Source organism: Ruegeria sp. CI5 (assembly GCF_056536885.1).
The window spans coordinates 25,680-40,930 of sequence record NZ_JBQFQN010000008.1 but is presented as its reverse complement, the minus strand read 5'-3'; the positions used below and the strand labels follow the sequence as shown (position 1 = coordinate 40,930).

Annotated in this window: 16 protein-coding genes; 9 read left to right on the top strand and 7 right to left on the bottom strand. The window is 61.3% G+C overall.

The annotated features are described in order from the left end of the window. The first annotated feature begins 6 nt into the window (after positions 1-6). From yidC to ACR0BA_RS17755, 9 genes are all read left to right on the top strand, one after another. Positions 7-1,833 carry a membrane protein insertase YidC gene (yidC, locus tag ACR0BA_RS17795; RefSeq protein ID WP_480729230.1) on the top strand — a complete coding sequence of 609 codons (1,827 nt, stop codon included), beginning with the start codon at positions 7-9 and terminating at the stop codon, positions 1,831-1,833. Continuing rightward, a complete protein-coding gene (locus ACR0BA_RS17790; protein WP_480729228.1) occupies positions 1,830-2,567 on the top strand; it encodes an MOSC domain-containing protein in 738 nt (245 codons plus the stop codon). The genes yidC and ACR0BA_RS17790 overlap by 4 nt, the downstream gene beginning before the upstream one ends. Next, positions 2,564-3,217, top strand: a complete 654-nt coding sequence (yihA, locus tag ACR0BA_RS17785; protein WP_480729226.1) for a ribosome biogenesis GTP-binding protein YihA/YsxC — start codon at positions 2,564-2,566, stop codon at positions 3,215-3,217. The genes ACR0BA_RS17790 and yihA overlap by 4 nt, the downstream gene beginning before the upstream one ends. 8 nt (positions 3,218-3,225) lie before the next feature. After that, positions 3,226-3,582: a DUF2946 family protein gene (locus ACR0BA_RS17780; protein ID WP_480729225.1), complete on the top strand. Its 357-nt coding sequence runs from the start codon at positions 3,226-3,228 to the stop codon at positions 3,580-3,582. Positions 3,583-3,648: 66 nt separating this feature from the next. Next, complete coding sequence (locus ACR0BA_RS17775) at positions 3,649-5,052, top strand: PepSY-associated TM helix domain-containing protein (RefSeq protein ID WP_480729224.1); 1,404 nt, start codon at positions 3,649-3,651, stop codon at positions 5,050-5,052. A gap of 156 nt (positions 5,053-5,208) precedes the next feature. Continuing rightward, positions 5,209-6,072 (top strand): acetylglutamate kinase, encoded by an 864-nt coding sequence (gene argB / locus ACR0BA_RS17770; RefSeq protein ID WP_170361663.1) that lies wholly within the window; start codon positions 5,209-5,211, stop codon positions 6,070-6,072. Between the two features lie 52 nt (positions 6,073-6,124). Then, positions 6,125-6,919: a sterol desaturase family protein gene (locus tag ACR0BA_RS17765; RefSeq protein WP_480729223.1), complete on the top strand. Its 795-nt coding sequence runs from the start codon at positions 6,125-6,127 to the stop codon at positions 6,917-6,919. Further along, complete coding sequence (locus ACR0BA_RS17760; RefSeq protein ID WP_480729222.1) at positions 6,856-7,569, top strand: ferredoxin; 714 nt, start codon at positions 6,856-6,858, stop codon at positions 7,567-7,569. Before ACR0BA_RS17765 ends, ACR0BA_RS17760 begins: the two co-directional genes overlap by 64 nt. Then, the gene (locus tag ACR0BA_RS17755) at positions 7,566-8,063 is read left to right on the top strand and encodes a SixA phosphatase family protein (RefSeq protein WP_170361664.1); all 498 of its coding nucleotides are present in this window, start codon (positions 7,566-7,568) and stop codon (positions 8,061-8,063) included. Before ACR0BA_RS17760 ends, ACR0BA_RS17755 begins: the two co-directional genes overlap by 4 nt. A 49-nt stretch (positions 8,064-8,112) precedes the next feature. On the opposite strand, the gene ACR0BA_RS17750 is transcribed toward ACR0BA_RS17755, so the two are convergent. The 7 genes from ACR0BA_RS17750 to ACR0BA_RS17720 form a co-directional block, all read right to left on the bottom strand. Beyond that, positions 8,113-8,904, bottom strand: a complete 792-nt coding sequence (locus ACR0BA_RS17750) for an amino acid ABC transporter ATP-binding protein (protein WP_170361666.1) — start codon at positions 8,902-8,904, stop codon at positions 8,113-8,115. Between the two features lie 12 nt (positions 8,905-8,916). Beyond that, positions 8,917-10,215, bottom strand: a complete 1,299-nt coding sequence (locus ACR0BA_RS17745) for an amino acid ABC transporter permease (protein ID WP_170342939.1) — start codon at positions 10,213-10,215, stop codon at positions 8,917-8,919. A 3-nt stretch (positions 10,216-10,218) separates the two neighbouring features. Next, complete coding sequence (locus ACR0BA_RS17740; RefSeq protein WP_170361668.1) at positions 10,219-11,451, bottom strand: amino acid ABC transporter permease; 1,233 nt, start codon at positions 11,449-11,451, stop codon at positions 10,219-10,221. Positions 11,452-11,577: 126 nt separating this feature from the next. Further along, the gene (locus tag ACR0BA_RS17735) at positions 11,578-12,594 is read right to left on the bottom strand and encodes an amino acid ABC transporter substrate-binding protein (RefSeq protein WP_093965393.1); all 1,017 of its coding nucleotides are present in this window, start codon (positions 12,592-12,594) and stop codon (positions 11,578-11,580) included. A gap of 210 nt (positions 12,595-12,804) precedes the next feature. Continuing rightward, positions 12,805-13,512, bottom strand: a complete 708-nt coding sequence (locus tag ACR0BA_RS17730; RefSeq protein ID WP_170408093.1) for an ATP12 family chaperone protein — start codon at positions 13,510-13,512, stop codon at positions 12,805-12,807. A gap of 4 nt (positions 13,513-13,516) precedes the next feature. After that, the gene (locus ACR0BA_RS17725) at positions 13,517-14,188 is read right to left on the bottom strand and encodes an HAD-IA family hydrolase (protein ID WP_480729220.1); all 672 of its coding nucleotides are present in this window, start codon (positions 14,186-14,188) and stop codon (positions 13,517-13,519) included. Continuing rightward, complete coding sequence (locus ACR0BA_RS17720) at positions 14,185-15,228, bottom strand: RluA family pseudouridine synthase (protein ID WP_480729218.1); 1,044 nt, start codon at positions 15,226-15,228, stop codon at positions 14,185-14,187. Before ACR0BA_RS17720 ends, ACR0BA_RS17725 begins: the two co-directional genes overlap by 4 nt. Positions 15,229-15,251: the final 23 nt, after the last annotated feature.

Here is a 15,251-nt window from a genome sequence, read left to right as displayed (position 1 = left end):
TCCCAGATGGACGATCAGAACAAGAATCTCATCCTTGCAACCGCGCTTAGTTTCCTTGTGATCCTGGTCTGGTTTGTGCTGTTCCCCCCACCGGAACCGACCACAACACCTGAGCAGGCTGAAATCAGCGCCTCGGAGGGGGAAGAGATTCAGACGCCCAGCGCCGGAAGCACGACCGTCGGCGAGGCAACCGCCACCGCAGAGGAAACCCTGCCGGAAGCCACCGCGCCGCGGATTCAAATCGACACGCCGCGTCTGTCGGGTAGCCTGTCGCTTTCGGGTGGACGGATCGACGAACTGTACCTGAAGGACTACAAGGTCTCGATCGACGAAGGCGCGCCGATCGTCGAACTGCTGTCGCCCGTTGGGTCCAATTCGGCCTACTACGCCCTCTACGGGTGGGCGCCCGGTGCCGGTTTGGCTGGCTCGGAAGTGCCGGGCCCGAATACCATCTGGACGCTGGAACAGGGCGAGACCCTGTCTGTAGACAGCCCCGTAACCCTGAAATGGGAAAATGGCGCAGGCCTGACATTCCGCCGCACGATCGGTGTGGATGCGGATTACATGTTCACCGTGACCCAATCCGTCGAAAACGGCACCGGAGCCGAGGTCGGAATGGCCCCATACGGCATTCTGGCCCGCCACGGCATCGGCGAGGATGGCGATCTGCCGGGGTTGAAGAACTTCTTCATCTTGCATGAAGGTGTGATCGGCATGGCTGACGGGACCCTGTCCGAGGTGGACTATGGCGATGTCCGCGATTTCGACATCGACCCCAACGAACGGGCGCAGGCCGAGGTCTATCAGGTCAAGGAAAACGGCTGGATCGGCTTTACCGACCACTATTGGATGACCACGCTGATCCCCGATCCGGGGTCGGCTTTCAAGGCGGCCGCGAAATATGACGCGCGTCGGAAGATCTATCAGGCGGAAACGGTGTTGCCGACGATGACGATTGCCCCCGGCGAATCCGCCGAGGTTACCACCCGGCTGTTTGCCGGGGCCAAGGAATGGGAAACCATCCGCGAGTATCAGGCCCAGGGCGTTCAGAAGTTTATCGACAGCATTGACTGGGGTTGGTTCTTCTTCCTGACCAAGCCGATCTTCTGGCTGCTGCACAACATCAACGCCCTGATCGGCAACATGGGTTGGTCGATCATCGGGCTGACCCTGATCATCAAGGCAATCCTGTTCCCGCTGGCGTTCAAATCCTACGTCTCGATGGCGAAGATGAAGGAACTGCAGCCACAGATGGAAGCCCTGAAAGAAGCTGCTGGCGACGACCGCCAGAAGATGCAGCAGGGCATGATGGAGTTGTACAAGAAGGAAAAGGTGAACCCGGCCGCCGGCTGTCTGCCGATCCTGATGCAGATCCCGATCTTCTTTTCTCTCTACAAGGTGATCTTCGTCACCATCGAACTTCGGCAAGCCCCCTGGTTCGGTCCTTTCCGGGACCTGAGTGCGCCGGATCCGACCTCGATCATCAACTTCTTCGGCTGGCTGCCGTGGGCCGGACCTGAGCCGGGCACACTGATGGCGACGATTTTCATCGGCATCCTGCCGCTGCTGCTGGGGATCTCGATGTGGCTGCAGCAAAAGCTGAACCCGGCGCCCACCGACGCGACCCAGGCCATGATCTTTGCCTGGATGCCATGGGTATTCATGTTCATGCTGGGCAGCTTTGCCAGCGGGCTGGTCGTTTACTGGATCGCGAACAACACCATCACGTTCACCCAGCAATACCTGATCATGCGCAGCCAGGGCTATACGCCGGATGTGTTTGGCAACATCAAGTCGGGGTTCAAGAAAACCCCCAAGACGGACAAGAAATGACCGGACAAGTCACGCAGATCTGGCGCCATCCGATCAAAAGCCATGGCAGGGAACTCCTGCAGGAAGCCACCGTTATCCCCGGGCAGACCATGCCCGGGGATCGCGTTTGGGCGGTGGCGCATGAGATGTCCAAGGCCGACGGATCCGAGTGGGCGCCCTGCGCCAATTTCAGCCGCGGCTCGAAGGCGCCCCAGCTGATGGCGATATCTGCCGTTCTGGACGGGGATCTCGTGACCCTCAGCCACCCGGATCGGCCCGATCTGACCTTCCACCCGGACACAGAACAAGACCTGTTTCTGGAGTGGGTCCGCCCGCTGATGCCCGCCGACCGCGCCGCATCGGCACGGATCGTCCGGGTTCCTGGCCGTGGTATGACCGACAGTGACTATCCCTCGGTCAGCCTGTGCAACATGGCCTCGCACCGGGCGGTCGAGCAGCGTCTGGGCCGCGAACTGTCGATCTGCCGCTGGCGTGGCAACATCTGGTTCGATGGCCTTCCTCTGTGGGAAGAATTCGATTGGCTGGATAAGGATGTGCAGATCGGCGAGGCCGTATTTCACGTCCGCGAACGGATTACGCGCTGCATGGCAACGACTGCGAACCCCGACACCGGAGTGCGGGACGCGGATACGCTAGGCGCTCTGCGCAGCTGGGACCATCAGGATTTCGGAGTATACGCCGAAGTCATTCGCCAAGGCACGATCCGCCCCGGAGACAAGGTGCAGGTTCTATGACAGCTCTGCCATTTCCTCTGGCGGCCGATCCCGACGAGCAGGCAAAAGAGGCCGGCCGCAAGCTGTTTGCCGGACCGTCCGAATTCGTCAAGGGCGTCGTGGCCATGAACGGCCTGCCCGCCCCCGACCGGCTTGAGGTCTGTTTCGCCGGCCGCTCGAACGTGGGCAAGTCCAGCCTGATCAACGCTCTGACCGGCACCAAAGGGTTGGCCCGCGCCTCGAACACGCCCGGCCGCACGCAAGAGATCAACTTCTTCACTCAGGGCCCCGACCTGTATCTGGTTGACCTGCCCGGCTATGGCTATGCCAATGCGCCGGTCAAAGTGGTCGAAAAATGGCAACGCCTGCTAAAACAGTATCTGAGCGGGCGGCAGACCCTGCGCCGGGCCTTCGTGCTGATCGATTCCCGCCACGGCGTGAAACCCGTGGATGACGAGATCATGAAGCTGCTGGACACCAGCGCCGTGACCTTTCAATGCGTGATGACCAAGGCCGACAAGGTCAAGGCCAAGGACCGCGAAAAGATTCTGGAACAGGTGCGGGGCGCCCTGTCCAAACACCCCGCTGCCTATCCCGAGATCGTGCTGACCTCGTCCGAGAAGGGCGACGGCATCCCGACGCTGCGTTCGATCATCGCCAATCTGGAATGATGCTGCTGATGCGCGTCATATCGGTGCTGACGCTGGTTGCCGTGATGGTATCCGGTGCAATCCCGATGGGCTGGATGCCCACGCGCAACTCGGACGGGGCGATCCTGATGGTGATCTGCACCGGCGATGGCCCGGTCGAGCGCTGGATCAACCCGGGCGAGGAGGCCCCGGACCACGACAACACCGACGAACGCAGCGCCTGCCCCTATGGCGGAGTGAGTCTGGCAACCCAATTGCCCGAACCTGGCGCAGTGTTGCCCGCCGACTGGCCGATTTCTGCGCGTTGGGCGCATGTGGAGTTCACCCATCGCAGCGCCGGATTCCACGCCCGGTATGATGCCCGGGGTCCGCCCCACCTCTCCTGAAACCGTGAACAAGACCTGAAACCTCGGCCGACCGGCCGGGGATGTTCCGAATTTCTGGAGACTGAAATGGCACAAGACAGCCAAACCGGGATCGCGCAGGCGGCCCGGCGCGAGCACGCGCAAAAATTCTATAGGGCCGCCTGGCGGTGGCACTTCTATGCGGGGCTTTTTGTTGTCCCCTTCCTGATCATCCTGGCGGTGACTGGCCTGATGATGATGTTCATTACCCAATCCGATGGCCGCGACGGAGAAAAGATCGCGGTCGAGATCACGGGCCAGGCGATGCCCGCATCCGAAATGGCCGATCTAGTGCAGGCCCGCGTTCCGGGCCGCGTGGTCGAATGGATCGGCCCCAAGGCGCCGGATCTGGCAACCGTGTTCCGAGTCAAGGCCGAAACCGGCCAGCGCATGGTGGCGATCGACCAGTATTCCGGCGAGGTGATCCAGGTCTGGGACCGTCGCGCGGGGTGGTACGATCTGGCCGACAGCATCCACTCCACCCTGCTGATGGGCGATACCGGCGATCGCATTCTGGAAATCGCGGCCGGGATGGCGCTGCTGCTGGTGTTTACCGGCCTTTACATGTGGTGGCCGCGCGGGAACGTTGTGGCGGCCCTGTTGCCTGACCTGCGGGCGCGGGGCCGGGCCCTGTGGAAATCGCTGCACGCGGTCACCGGGTTCTGGATGTCGCTGCTGCTGGTCGGGTTCCTGATCTCGGGCATGTCTTGGACCGGGATCTGGGGCGGCAAATTCGTACAGGCCTGGAGCAGCTTTCCGGCCGAGAAATGGGACGACGTCCCACTGTCGGACGATTTGCATGCCAGCATGAACCACGGCAGCCAGAACGACGTGCCCTGGGCGCTGGAACAGACGCCGATGCCGGCCTCGGGCTCGGAGTCGGGCGTGGCCGGGGTACCGGCGGGCGTTCCGGTCAATATCGATGCGATGGTTGCGCTGGGTGAGTCCCTGGGCATGCAGAACCGGTTCCGCGTCGCCTATCCCAACGGTGACACGGGCGTCTGGACCCTGAACCGCGACAGCATGAGCGGCGATTCGACCGACGCCACCGAGGATCGCACCGTCCATATCGACCAGTACACCGGCAGGATCCTGGCCGACGTGCGGTTTCAGGACTACTCGCTGATGGGCAAGGCAATGGCGGTGGGCATTCCTCTGCATATGGGTCTGGCGGGTCTGTGGAACTTTGTCCTGAACGTGGTGTTCTGCCTGTCGGTGATCTTTGTCTGCGTGTCCGGCGTGGTCATGTGGATCAAGCGGCGGCCCTCCGGCGCCAGCCGTCTGGCGGCGCCGCCGATGCCGGCCGAGATGCCCTTGTGGAAGGGCGCGGTGCTGGTCGGGCTGTTCACGGCCATGGCCTTTCCGCTGGTCGGGCTGACGCTGCTTGCGGTGCTGGCCGTCGACCTGCTGGTGTTCAGCAACATACCCGCGGTTCGGCGCGCATTCAACTGACCGTTTCGGGCGGTGCCCCTGTGGTGCCGCCCGTCTGCGTGGCGCGACAGCGTCCCCCTTTTGGCGCGCCACGCAACAAAACCTGTGGCCAGCCCGTTCCGGGCTTGGCAGGTCCGGCCAAAGGCCCTAACAGGGAAGGCCAGAGGGACGACAGCCATGAAGAAACAGGACATGAACCGGGATTGGATAGCCACCGCCGCCACGCTCAACAGCGCCCTGCCCTATCTGCAGCGCTATGACGGGGCGATCGTCGTGATCAAGCTGGGCGGGCACGCCATGGGCAGCGACGAAGCGATGGAGAGCTTTGCCCGCGACGTGGTGCTGATGCGTCAGGTCGGCGTGAACCCGGTGGTCGTGCATGGCGGCGGGCCGATGATCAACGCGATGCTGGACAAGCTGGACATCCAGTCGGACTTCGTGAACGGCAAGCGCGTCACCGATGCCGCCACGGTCGAAGTGGTCGAGATGGTTTTGTCCGGCGTGGTCAACAAGCGCATCGTGCAGGCCATCAATGCCCAGGGTGGAACGGCCGTCGGCCTGTCGGGCAAGGATGCCAACCTGATGACCTGTGAGCAGACCGATGCGTCGCTGGGCTATGTCGGCACGCCCGCCGAAATGAACCCCAAGATCCTGCACGACCTGTTCTCGCACGACGTAATCCCGGTGATCGCTCCGCTGGGAGCGGGCCGCAATGGCGAGACGTTCAACGTGAACGGTGATACCGCTGCCGGAGCGATTGCCTCGGCGCTGAAGGCCGACCGCCTGCTGCTGCTGACCGACGTATCGGGCGTCAAGAACGCCGCCGGAGAGGTCGTGACCGAACTGAAGGCGGGCCAGATCCGGGAAATGACCCGCGACGGCACCATTGCCGGCGGTATGATCCCTAAGACCGAAACCGCGCTGGACGCGCTGCACAGCGGCGTGCGCGCCGTGGTCATTCTGGACGGCCGTGCCCCCAATGCCGTGCTGCTGGAATTGTTCACCGAACATGGTGCGGGGTCTCTGATCCGCCCCGACTGAAGCGAGCAAGCCCGCCCTTGCAGTTCACATTCACATGCTTAGGTTTGAATGCATGGAGCGTGAACTCATCATCCGCTTGGGCATCTTTCTGACGCTGTTTCTGACCTTCGCGTTGGCCGAAAGGCTTGCCCCGCGCCGCCCGCTACGCGTGCCTCGATCGCGCCGCTGGCTGACCAACCTGTCGGTCACCCTTTTGAACACACTGACACTGCGGGCGATGGCGATCGGGTTCCCTTTGCTGGCGGTCGGGGCGGCCTTGGATGCCGGCCGGTTGGGCGTCGGAGTTTTCAACACTCTGGACTGGCCCAAATGGGTCGAGGTCACCTTTTGTGTCCTGGTGCTGGATTTCGCCATCTGGGCGCAACATCTGATCACCCACAAGGTACCGATCCTGTGGCGTCTTCATCGTGTGCACCACGCCGACCGGGATATGGATGTCACCACGGCCGTTCGCTTTCATCCGGTCGAAATCGCCTTGTCGATGGGTCTGAAGATCGGTCTCGTCTACCTGCTGGGACCCAGCGCGCTGGCGGTCATCCTGTTCGAAGTCCTGCTGAACGGCACCGCTTTGTTCAACCATTCGAACATCCGCCTGCCCTCCGCCGTGGATGCCACCATGCGCCGAATACTGGTCACACCGGACATGCACCGGGTCCACCATTCGGTGCTGCGCAGGGAACATGACAGCAATTATGGCTTTGCATTATCCATCTGGGATCGTTTGATGGGGACGTATGTGGCACAGCCCGAGGCCGGCCACGACGACATGACGGTGGGGCTGGAATGGCAGGACGATCGACCGACGAAGCTGGGGTGGAGCCTCGCTCTGCCGTTTCGGCGCAAGTGACCTATGATAAAGTGGTGGCCACATCCGAGACCGCGGGCCTGATCGTTATGGGCGCGCAACACCCGCACGTAAGTGGCGCCAAACAATTAAATGGTGGCACGCTTATTCTGCTCGGGGCAGGCAGCAGCTTTTGGCCGGTCCTCACCGCTTCGGCCGAGTGGTTGGACGGCAAGCCGGATCCGGTCGACCGTTGGTCGCTCCGAGTGGTCGGCACTCTTGCAGAAAACCTGCGCGCCCAGGCGTGGTATCCATTCGGCGGCCCCCCGTATGCGCCATTCATAGATTGGGCGTTGAAATCGGGACGTACGTTTCAAAGCCCGGTGGGCGCGCTGGTGCATGACACGGTTGGAATGATGATTTCATTGCGTGGAGCCCTGCATTTTGATCACGAGTTCGACATTCCTGTCGCAGACAACCGGTCGCCATGTATCAATTGCCCTGCGCCCTGCGCATCGGCCTGCCCGGTTGGGGCCTTGAACGCTAAGACGTTCTACGACGTCGACGCCTGCCACGGCTACTTGAGAACTCCGCCTGGTCAGGCCTGCAAGACACAGGGATGCGCGGCCCGGCTGGCCTGTCCGCTCAGCGCGGGGGCCGGACGTCGGGCCGAGCAATCCGCCCATCACATGAAAGCCTTTCACCCGGAATGACCTGCACGCTTATCCTGACCCGCCACGCAAAATCCAGTTGGGACCATCCCGGCCTGCCCGATCATGACCGACCGTTGAACAAGCGCGGCCGAGCCTCCGCCTCCGCCATCGGCGATTGGCTGCGGCGCAAGGGGTACTTGCCAGACGAGGTCCTGAGTTCTTCATCCGAACGCACGCGTGAGACCTGGCTTCGGATGGGGCTGAGTGCGTCCAACATCCGGTTCCTCTCCGAACTCTATCATGCCTCGCCCGATCAGATCCGGCAGGCGCTGTACAGGGCAACGGGTCAAACGGTCCTGCTGCTGGGCCACAATCCGGGGATCGCGGAATTCGCGGAACGTATTGCTCAGTTTGCACCGAAGCACCCGCGGTTCCTCGACTATCCGACCTGTGCGACCACGGTTCTTCGTTTTGATCTGTCGGACTGGTCCGGAATAGGTTGGCACGGCGGCCAGGTGATCGAATTCGTCACGCCGCGCGCGTTGCTGGAATGAAAAAAGGGCGGGGTGATCCCGCCCTTTCCAACGTCGCTTTCAACCCGCCTCAGTGACCCAGAATCTGGCTGAGGAACAGCTTGGTGCGTTCGCTCTGCGGGTTGTTGAAGAACTCTTCCGGCTCGTTCTGTTCAACGATCTGACCGGCATCCATGAAGATCACGCGGTTCGCCACCTGGCGGGCAAAGCCCATCTCGTGCGTCACGCAGAGCATGGTCATGCCTTCCTCGGCCAGCTCGATCATCGTGTCGAGCACCTCTTTGATCATCTCGGGGTCCAACGCCGATGTCGGCTCGTCGAACAACATGATCCGCGGCATCATGCACAGCGAGCGGGCAATCGCCACACGCTGTTGCTGACCACCGGACAGCTGTCCCGGATACTTCAACGCCTGATCGGGGATCTTCACCTTCTCAAGGAAATGCATCGCGCGCTCTTCGGCCTCTTTCTTGGGCGTTTTACGCACCCAGATCGGGGCCAGCGTGCAGTTCTCCAGAATGGTCAGATGCGGGAACAGGTTGAAGTGCTGGAACACCATGCCAACCTCGGACCGGATCTTGTCGATGTTTTTCAGATCGTTCGACAACTCGGTGCCGTCCACCACGATCTTGCCCTGCTGGTGTTCTTCCAACGCGTTCAGGCAGCGGATCAGAGTGGATTTGCCCGACCCCGACGGCCCCGCGATCACGATCCGCTCGCCCTGATTGACGGTCAGATTGATGTCGCGCAGCACGTGGAAGGACCCGTACCACTTGTTCATGTTTGTGATTTCGATGGCGACCTCGTCGCTCACCTGCATTTTAGAGCGGTCAATTTCGCGGTCGATTGCAAGTTCAGACATGTGTTGAACTCCTTAGTGATGGTCCGTGGCAAGGCGACGCTCGAGCCACTGGGAATATTGAGAGATGCCGTAGCAGACGACGAAGAACAGAAGCGCGGCAAAGCCCAGAAGCTCCCAATAGACGCCGTTCCATTCGGTCGACGCCAGGATGGGACCCCGGATCATGCCCACCAGATCGAACATCGAGATGACCGAAACCAGCGTTGTATCTTTGAACAGACCAACGGCCACGTTCACGATACCAGGGATTGAGATCTTCAAGGCCTGCGGCAGGATGATCAGACGCATCGCCTGCGGGTAGTCCAGACCCAGACTGTCTGCTGCCTCATACTGACCGCGCGGAAGCGCCGCCAGACCGCCGCGGATCACCTCGGCGATGTAGGCGGCAGAGAACATGGTGATCATGATCACGACGCGCAGGAACAGGTCGACCGTGCTGTCAGGCGGGAAGAAATAAGCCAGCATCACCGAAGCCACGAACAGCAGCGTGATCAAAGGCACGCCACGGATGAATTCGATGAAGATGACGCAAACCCACTTGATCAGCGGCATATCGGACTGACGACCCAGAGCCAGTGCAATACCCAAGGGCAAGGACAGTGACACACAGGTCACGCCCAGCATCAGGTTCAGCATAAAACCACCCAGGTCACGGCTGGGCACCGCAGTCAGCAGCGCACCTTCGTTGGCGTCTTCGGGAATGAGTGCCCCGCCGACATTCCACACGACCAGCGCCACGACAATGGCCCCAAAGAACCCGGCTGCAAAGCTGTTGCGGCCAAATTTCTGGAACACCACGCCTGCCGCGACACAGCCCAGCAGGGCCACGATGGGCACCATGATGGTTCCACCCCAAATCAGCCAGAAAGCGATAAACGGGTAGAGCGCCGTAAACAGCAGCAACTTACGAGGCAGGTCGAAGAACAGAACAGGTGCCACAGCGACCAGCATCAGCACAAACGCCAAGTTCGGGCGCCAATACGCTTCTACTGGATATTTGAACCCGTAGATCAGTTGATGCCAGCGTTCGGTCAGAACTGCGAAACAGGCCCCGGTCTTGCCGTCCAGAATCTCGCGGCATTGCGCCAGAGAGTCCGCATTCCAAACGCCGTTCAGAATCCACGGCAAGGTGTTCTTGAGAAGCACATAGATCAGCAGAATCGACAGAAGGGTGAGGATCGTGTTTGTGACGCCCGAGAACAGGTTCTCGCGCAGCCATTTGACGATACCCGTCTGGTTTGCCGGCGGAGGCGACGGAGGAATGGTGCCGTCGGCCACAAATGCGATCGGATTTGTTGTTTGATCAGCCATGGCTCAGCGCTCCTTCAACTTGACGGATGCGTTGTAGATGTTCATCGCCATCGAAATCAGCAGCGAGGCTGTCAGATAGAACAGCATCAGCAGCAAGACGCACTCGATCGCGCGACCGGTTTGGTTCAGCGTGATGCCACCCAGCGTTGCGGTGATATCCGCATAGCCGACTGCAATCGCCAGAGACGAGTTCTTGGTGATGTTCAGATATTGCGAGATCAACGGCGGGATGATGACCCGCAGCGCCTGAGGCAGGATCACAAGATTCATGATCCGACCGGGACGCAGGCCCAGCGCGGCCGCAGCCTCGGTCTGACCTTTTGAAATCGCCTGAATACCCGCACGTACGTTTTCTGCGATGAAGGCGCCGGTATAGATCGACAAAGCGAACCACAATGCGATCAGCGGACCGCCGACCTTGATACCACCGCTGAAGTTGAAACCTTTCAGAGCGGGGACATCCCAGGTCAGGCCCATCAAAATCATCAGCAGTGCAAAAGGCACGAGCCAAACTGCAAGTTTCACAAGGCCGGTCTTTGGACGCTCGCCCGTCTGTTCCTGTTTGAGCGTGGCGCGTTTCTCAATTTCACGAGACGCAAACCAGGAAGCGACCAAAACCGCGATGACCAGCAGCCAATTCAGAAAGGTCGAACCGAACAGCCCATTCGCAAACTCGGGGCGCGGGACATAGACGCCGCGGTTGGTAAAGGCGAACAGATCAAACAGCATGCTGGATGTTGGGTTATCGCCCCGGAACTCCCTCGGTCCCGGCAGAACGGCTGTCATGATCGTGAAGATGATGATGATCCAGATCAGAACCGGAATATTCCGGAAGATTTCCACGTAGACCGCCATCAGCTTGGATACGAGCCAGTTGTTTGACAGGCGTAAAACACCTGCGATCACGCCAAACACCGTCGCAGTGATACAAGCCAGGAATGCAACCAAAAGCGTGTTGAGAATGCCGACGACAGCCGCACGCCCATGCGAGGACTGGCTGTCATATTCGATCAAACGCTGGTTGATGTCATACCCGGACGGATCGCCCAGGAAAGAATAGGAAATGTTGAGCCCTGCGGCCCTAAGGTTCTGGATCAGGTTGTTACCAAGATACCAGATGCTGAGCGCAATAACGATTGCCGCGATCACCTGAAATGTAAGAGAGCGATAGCGTGTATCGTTTATGAGCATCGACAACCGAAAGTCAGCCTTCGGTGGGTCAGTCATAGTCGACATATTTTGGGATCCCCGTGCTTTTCGGACGCTTCCTTCCCGGCAGGGTTTTCCCCGCTCCCGAGCAGCCCGTAGCATTCTGTTCTGCGAAAAAGGGCGCAGGTTACCCTGCGCCCTTTTCCGTGGATTTTAGCGGAACGGCGGCGAGTACAGCAGACCACCATCGGTCCACTGTGCGTTCAGACCGCGTGCCAGACCGATCGGGGTTTCCTCACCGATGTTCTTGGCAAACACTTCGCCGTAGTTACCACCCGCCTTGACGGCGCGCATGGCCCACTGTGCGTCCAGACCCAGCATCTCGCCCAGGGTGCCTTCGCTACCCAGCAGACGGTTGATTTCCGGGTTCTCGGTGCCTGCAGCCATCTCGTCGATGTTCGCAGAGGTGATGCCCAGCTCTTCGGCCGAGATCAGGGCGTTCAGGGTCCAGCGAACGATGTCGCCCCACTCGTTGTCGCCGTGACGGACCAGCGGGCCCAGCGGCTCTTTCGAGATGATTTCGGGCAGCAGAACGTGATCACCGGGGTTTTCGAACGTGGCGCGGGTTGCGGCCAGGCCCGAAGCGTCGGTGGTGTAAACGTCACAGGCACCTGCCAGGTACTGCTGCTGCGCTTCGGCGTTGGTTTCGATCGGAACCGGCTCGTAGCTGATGTTGTTCGAGCGGAAGAAGTCCGCCAGGTTCAGCTCGGTGGTGGTGCCGGTCTGGATGCAGACAGTGGCGCCGTCCAGTTCCTTGGCCGAGCTGACGCCCAGTGCCTTGGGAACCATGAAGCCCTGACCGTCGTAGTAGTTCACACCCACGAATTCGAACTTCAGGTCGACGTCGCGGCTGAAGGTCCAGGTGGTGTTGCGGGCCAGCATGTCAACTTCGCCCGAAGCCAGAGCGGTAAAGCGGGTCTTGCCGGTGGTGGGAACGAATTCAACAGCGTTCGCGTCACCCAGAACGGCGGCGGCTACTGCGCGGCATACAGCAACGTCAAAGCCCTGCCATTCGCCATTCGCGTCAGGTGCAGCAAAGCCAACCAGACCGGTGGTTACACCGCAGTTCAGCTTGCCGCGCGCTTTGACGTCGTCCATGGTTCCTGCCGCGGCCGCGCCGGCAGCAAGACCGGCAATCGTCGCCGCGCCCAAGATTACGGATTTTTTCATTTTTACCTCTTCCTGATTTCCCGCCCCATCCCGGGACGGATCTTGTCCGACACACAAAGGTAGCCGGATAGGTTACCCCAAAGGTGTCTCCCCTTTAGTGCGCCCGAGTTTGGGCGCATTCATAAACAAACGTCAAGGGTCGGATCAGTGAAAACGATATGTTCCCGGCAAGGCAACTGCCCAAGCCTCTCAAATCAGGACCAGAAAGGCTCAAACCGATAGATCGTAGAAGGTTTTCGCGTGCAAAAAGGCGATCTTCTTCAGTTCGGCGGCTTGGACCGCCTCGTCGTCATCGCCCCATTGCTCGGCCTGCCACGATTCATCCAGCCGAGAAATGCGCCATATCTCGTCCGGGTTGCGCCAGTTTTGGGCAGCAGCAAAACCCAGAATCAACGAACCCGACAGACTCACAAGGTCGTGAAACGCCGCCAGACGGAACGCGTCCAGGTCGTGAACCTGCCGACGCAGCCGGTCCAGTGCCTCGGGGGCCTGAGGCTGATGCCGTACGCCTTCGACCGGGATCAGTCTGGCGCCCAGCGTTTCCGCGGCCCAGTCCAGCGCGGGGTCCCATTCGCGGCGCTGACGTTCGATCAGGGCTTTCGGGTGGGTTGCGCGATAGCACAGCAGGTCCGAATCGCCATAGTCCGACAACATGTCGGCAACTTCCGCGTGCTGATGCTGCACCTTGTCGATTGCCGCGTTGGCCGAGCGGGTGAAGGGCATCGCCGCCGGATCGATTTCCTTTTCCTGCGCGTCCCACTCGCGGGCCACCGCCTCGGCCATGGCCCGGGTGGGCAGGACCAGAGCAGCCTTGGCCGGTGTCCGCACCCGGCGGCCATCCAACTCGACGGTAAAACCGCTATCGGTCGCGACCACGGCACTGGCTGTCCAAAAGCGTTTCGGTTTCCACTCACTCATATCGTTATCCCCAGACTGCGGTCAGGACGCCGGGCAGCTGCTCGAACCGGTCGATCACCGCTGACGCCGCTCTCAGCTGCGACCGATCATGATAGCCCCAGCCTACGCCGATCCCCGCAACCCCGGCGGCCCGCGCCATTTCCATGTCAAAGCTGGTGTCGCCGATCATCACCGCATCACCGGCCGAAACCCCTGTTTCAAAAAGCGCCGTTTCGATCATCGAGGGATGCGGCTTGGATGGATGATGGTCCGCCACCTGACGGGTAACGAAGACAGAATCCAACCCGTGCGCCTCGAGCAAGGCATCCAACCCCCGCTGCGATTTACCCGTCGCCACGCCCAGAAGGATCTCGGGCACGGCCTGCAACAATCCGATAACCTCGCGCGCGCCGGGATAGAGCGGTGAACTTGCCGCCCCCATCTCAAGCCGATGAGCGTGATACGCCTCTTTGTAACCCTCGACCAACCGGTTTTGAGTTGCCTGTGACTGATCCGGCGCGAGGCGTGCGATTGCAATCGGTAAGGACAGCCCCACGATCGACAGTATCGCCGCGCGATCCGGCACCGGAAGGGACAGAGCCTGAAAACTGGCGGTCATGGCCGACACGATGCTGGCCTGGCTGTCCACCAGCGTGCCGTCGACATCGAACAGAACCAGGCGCAGAGGCGCGGTCATTGCAACTCCTCAAACGGATCTGCAGCCGCCAGGTCCTCGGTCCAGCCCAAGGTATCCCAGCTGTCCTTCATGTGCGGTGGCAGCGGAGCGTTGATCGTGACCTGCTTGCCGGTTATCGGATGCTTGAACGACGCGGTTCGGGCGTGCAGGTGCAGCTTTTTGCTGATGACCCCGCCCAATTGCGCGCCCCAGCCATCGCCCAGGTTCTCCTGGCCCGAGCCGCCATATTTCCCGTCACCGATGATCGGGTGCCCGATGGCCGCCATGTGCGCGCGCAGCTGGTGCGTGCGGCCGGTGACGGGCTCCATCGCCACCCAAGATGCGCGCCCCGCCACCCGATACAGCGTGGCATAAAGCGTGTGCGCCCGCTTGGCACCCGGCGTGCTGTCGATCTCGTTCAGGTGGACGGCGATCATCTTTTCGCCCTCGCCCTGCTTGCCATGACCGGGGGCCTTGACCAGCCCGGTCTTGATCTCGCCCAGATACGGCGTCGGCACGCCGGCCACCAGTGCCCAGTAGATCTTGCGCGTGTTGCGATGCCGGAAGGCGGCGGTCAGCCCCTTGGCCGCTTCGCGCGTACGCGCCATCAGCAGCACGCCCGAGGTGTCCTTGTCGAGCCGGTGCACCAGCCGCGGGTTCTCGTCATAGCCAAAGCGCAGTGCCTCGGCGAGGCCATCCACATGCCGGGCCTGACCGCTGCCGCCCTGAACGGGCAGGCCGTGGAGTTTGTTCAGCGCCAGCACGTGGTCGTCGCGATAGATCACGCAGGACTGGATCATTTTCGCATCGGCATCGGTCACGCGGGGGCGGGCCGGGGCCGGTTTGTGATCCGGGTCCGGCAGGGGCGGCACGCGCACCACCTGCCCCGCCTGCAACCGCGTCGAGCCCTTGACCCGCCCGCCGTCCACGCGCAGTTCGCCCTTGCGGCACATCTTTTCGATCCGGCCTTGGCTCACATGCGGGAACAGGCGCCGCAACCAGCGGTCCAACCGTTGGTCGCCGTCGCCCGGCTCGACCGTGATCATCTGTACGCCGCTCATGCCAATACCCCTTGCGACCGGAT

Bases quoted from the DNA above. Each gene is read 5' to 3' on its own strand.
- yidC (WP_480729230.1), top strand. From the start codon at position 7: ATGGACGATCAGAACAAGAATCTCATCCTTGCAACCGCGCTTAGTTTC.
- ACR0BA_RS17790 (WP_480729228.1), top strand. From the start codon at position 1,830: ATGACCGGACAAGTCACGCAGATCTGGCGCCATCCGATCAAAAGCCAT.
- yihA (WP_480729226.1), top strand. From the start codon at position 2,564: ATGACAGCTCTGCCATTTCCTCTGGCGGCCGATCCCGACGAGCAGGCA.
- ACR0BA_RS17780 (WP_480729225.1), top strand. From the start codon at position 3,226: ATGCGCGTCATATCGGTGCTGACGCTGGTTGCCGTGATGGTATCCGGT.
- ACR0BA_RS17775 (WP_480729224.1), top strand. From the start codon at position 3,649: ATGGCACAAGACAGCCAAACCGGGATCGCGCAGGCGGCCCGGCGCGAG.
- argB (WP_170361663.1), top strand. From the start codon at position 5,209: ATGAAGAAACAGGACATGAACCGGGATTGGATAGCCACCGCCGCCACG.
- ACR0BA_RS17765 (WP_480729223.1), top strand. From the start codon at position 6,125: ATGGAGCGTGAACTCATCATCCGCTTGGGCATCTTTCTGACGCTGTTT.
- ACR0BA_RS17760 (WP_480729222.1), top strand. From the start codon at position 6,856: ATGGCAGGACGATCGACCGACGAAGCTGGGGTGGAGCCTCGCTCTGCC.
- ACR0BA_RS17755 (WP_170361664.1), top strand. From the start codon at position 7,566: ATGACCTGCACGCTTATCCTGACCCGCCACGCAAAATCCAGTTGGGAC.
- ACR0BA_RS17750 (WP_170361666.1), bottom strand. From the start codon at position 8,904: ATGTCTGAACTTGCAATCGACCGCGAAATTGACCGCTCTAAAATGCAG.
- ACR0BA_RS17745 (WP_170342939.1), bottom strand. From the start codon at position 10,215: ATGGCTGATCAAACAACAAATCCGATCGCATTTGTGGCCGACGGCACC.
- ACR0BA_RS17740 (WP_170361668.1), bottom strand. From the start codon at position 11,451: ATGTCGACTATGACTGACCCACCGAAGGCTGACTTTCGGTTGTCGATG.
- ACR0BA_RS17735 (WP_093965393.1), bottom strand. From the start codon at position 12,594: ATGAAAAAATCCGTAATCTTGGGCGCGGCGACGATTGCCGGTCTTGCT.
- ACR0BA_RS17730 (WP_170408093.1), bottom strand. From the start codon at position 13,512: ATGAGTGAGTGGAAACCGAAACGCTTTTGGACAGCCAGTGCCGTGGTC.
- ACR0BA_RS17725 (WP_480729220.1), bottom strand. From the start codon at position 14,188: ATGACCGCGCCTCTGCGCCTGGTTCTGTTCGATGTCGACGGCACGCTG.
- ACR0BA_RS17720 (WP_480729218.1), bottom strand. From the start codon at position 15,228: ATGAGCGGCGTACAGATGATCACGGTCGAGCCGGGCGACGGCGACCAA.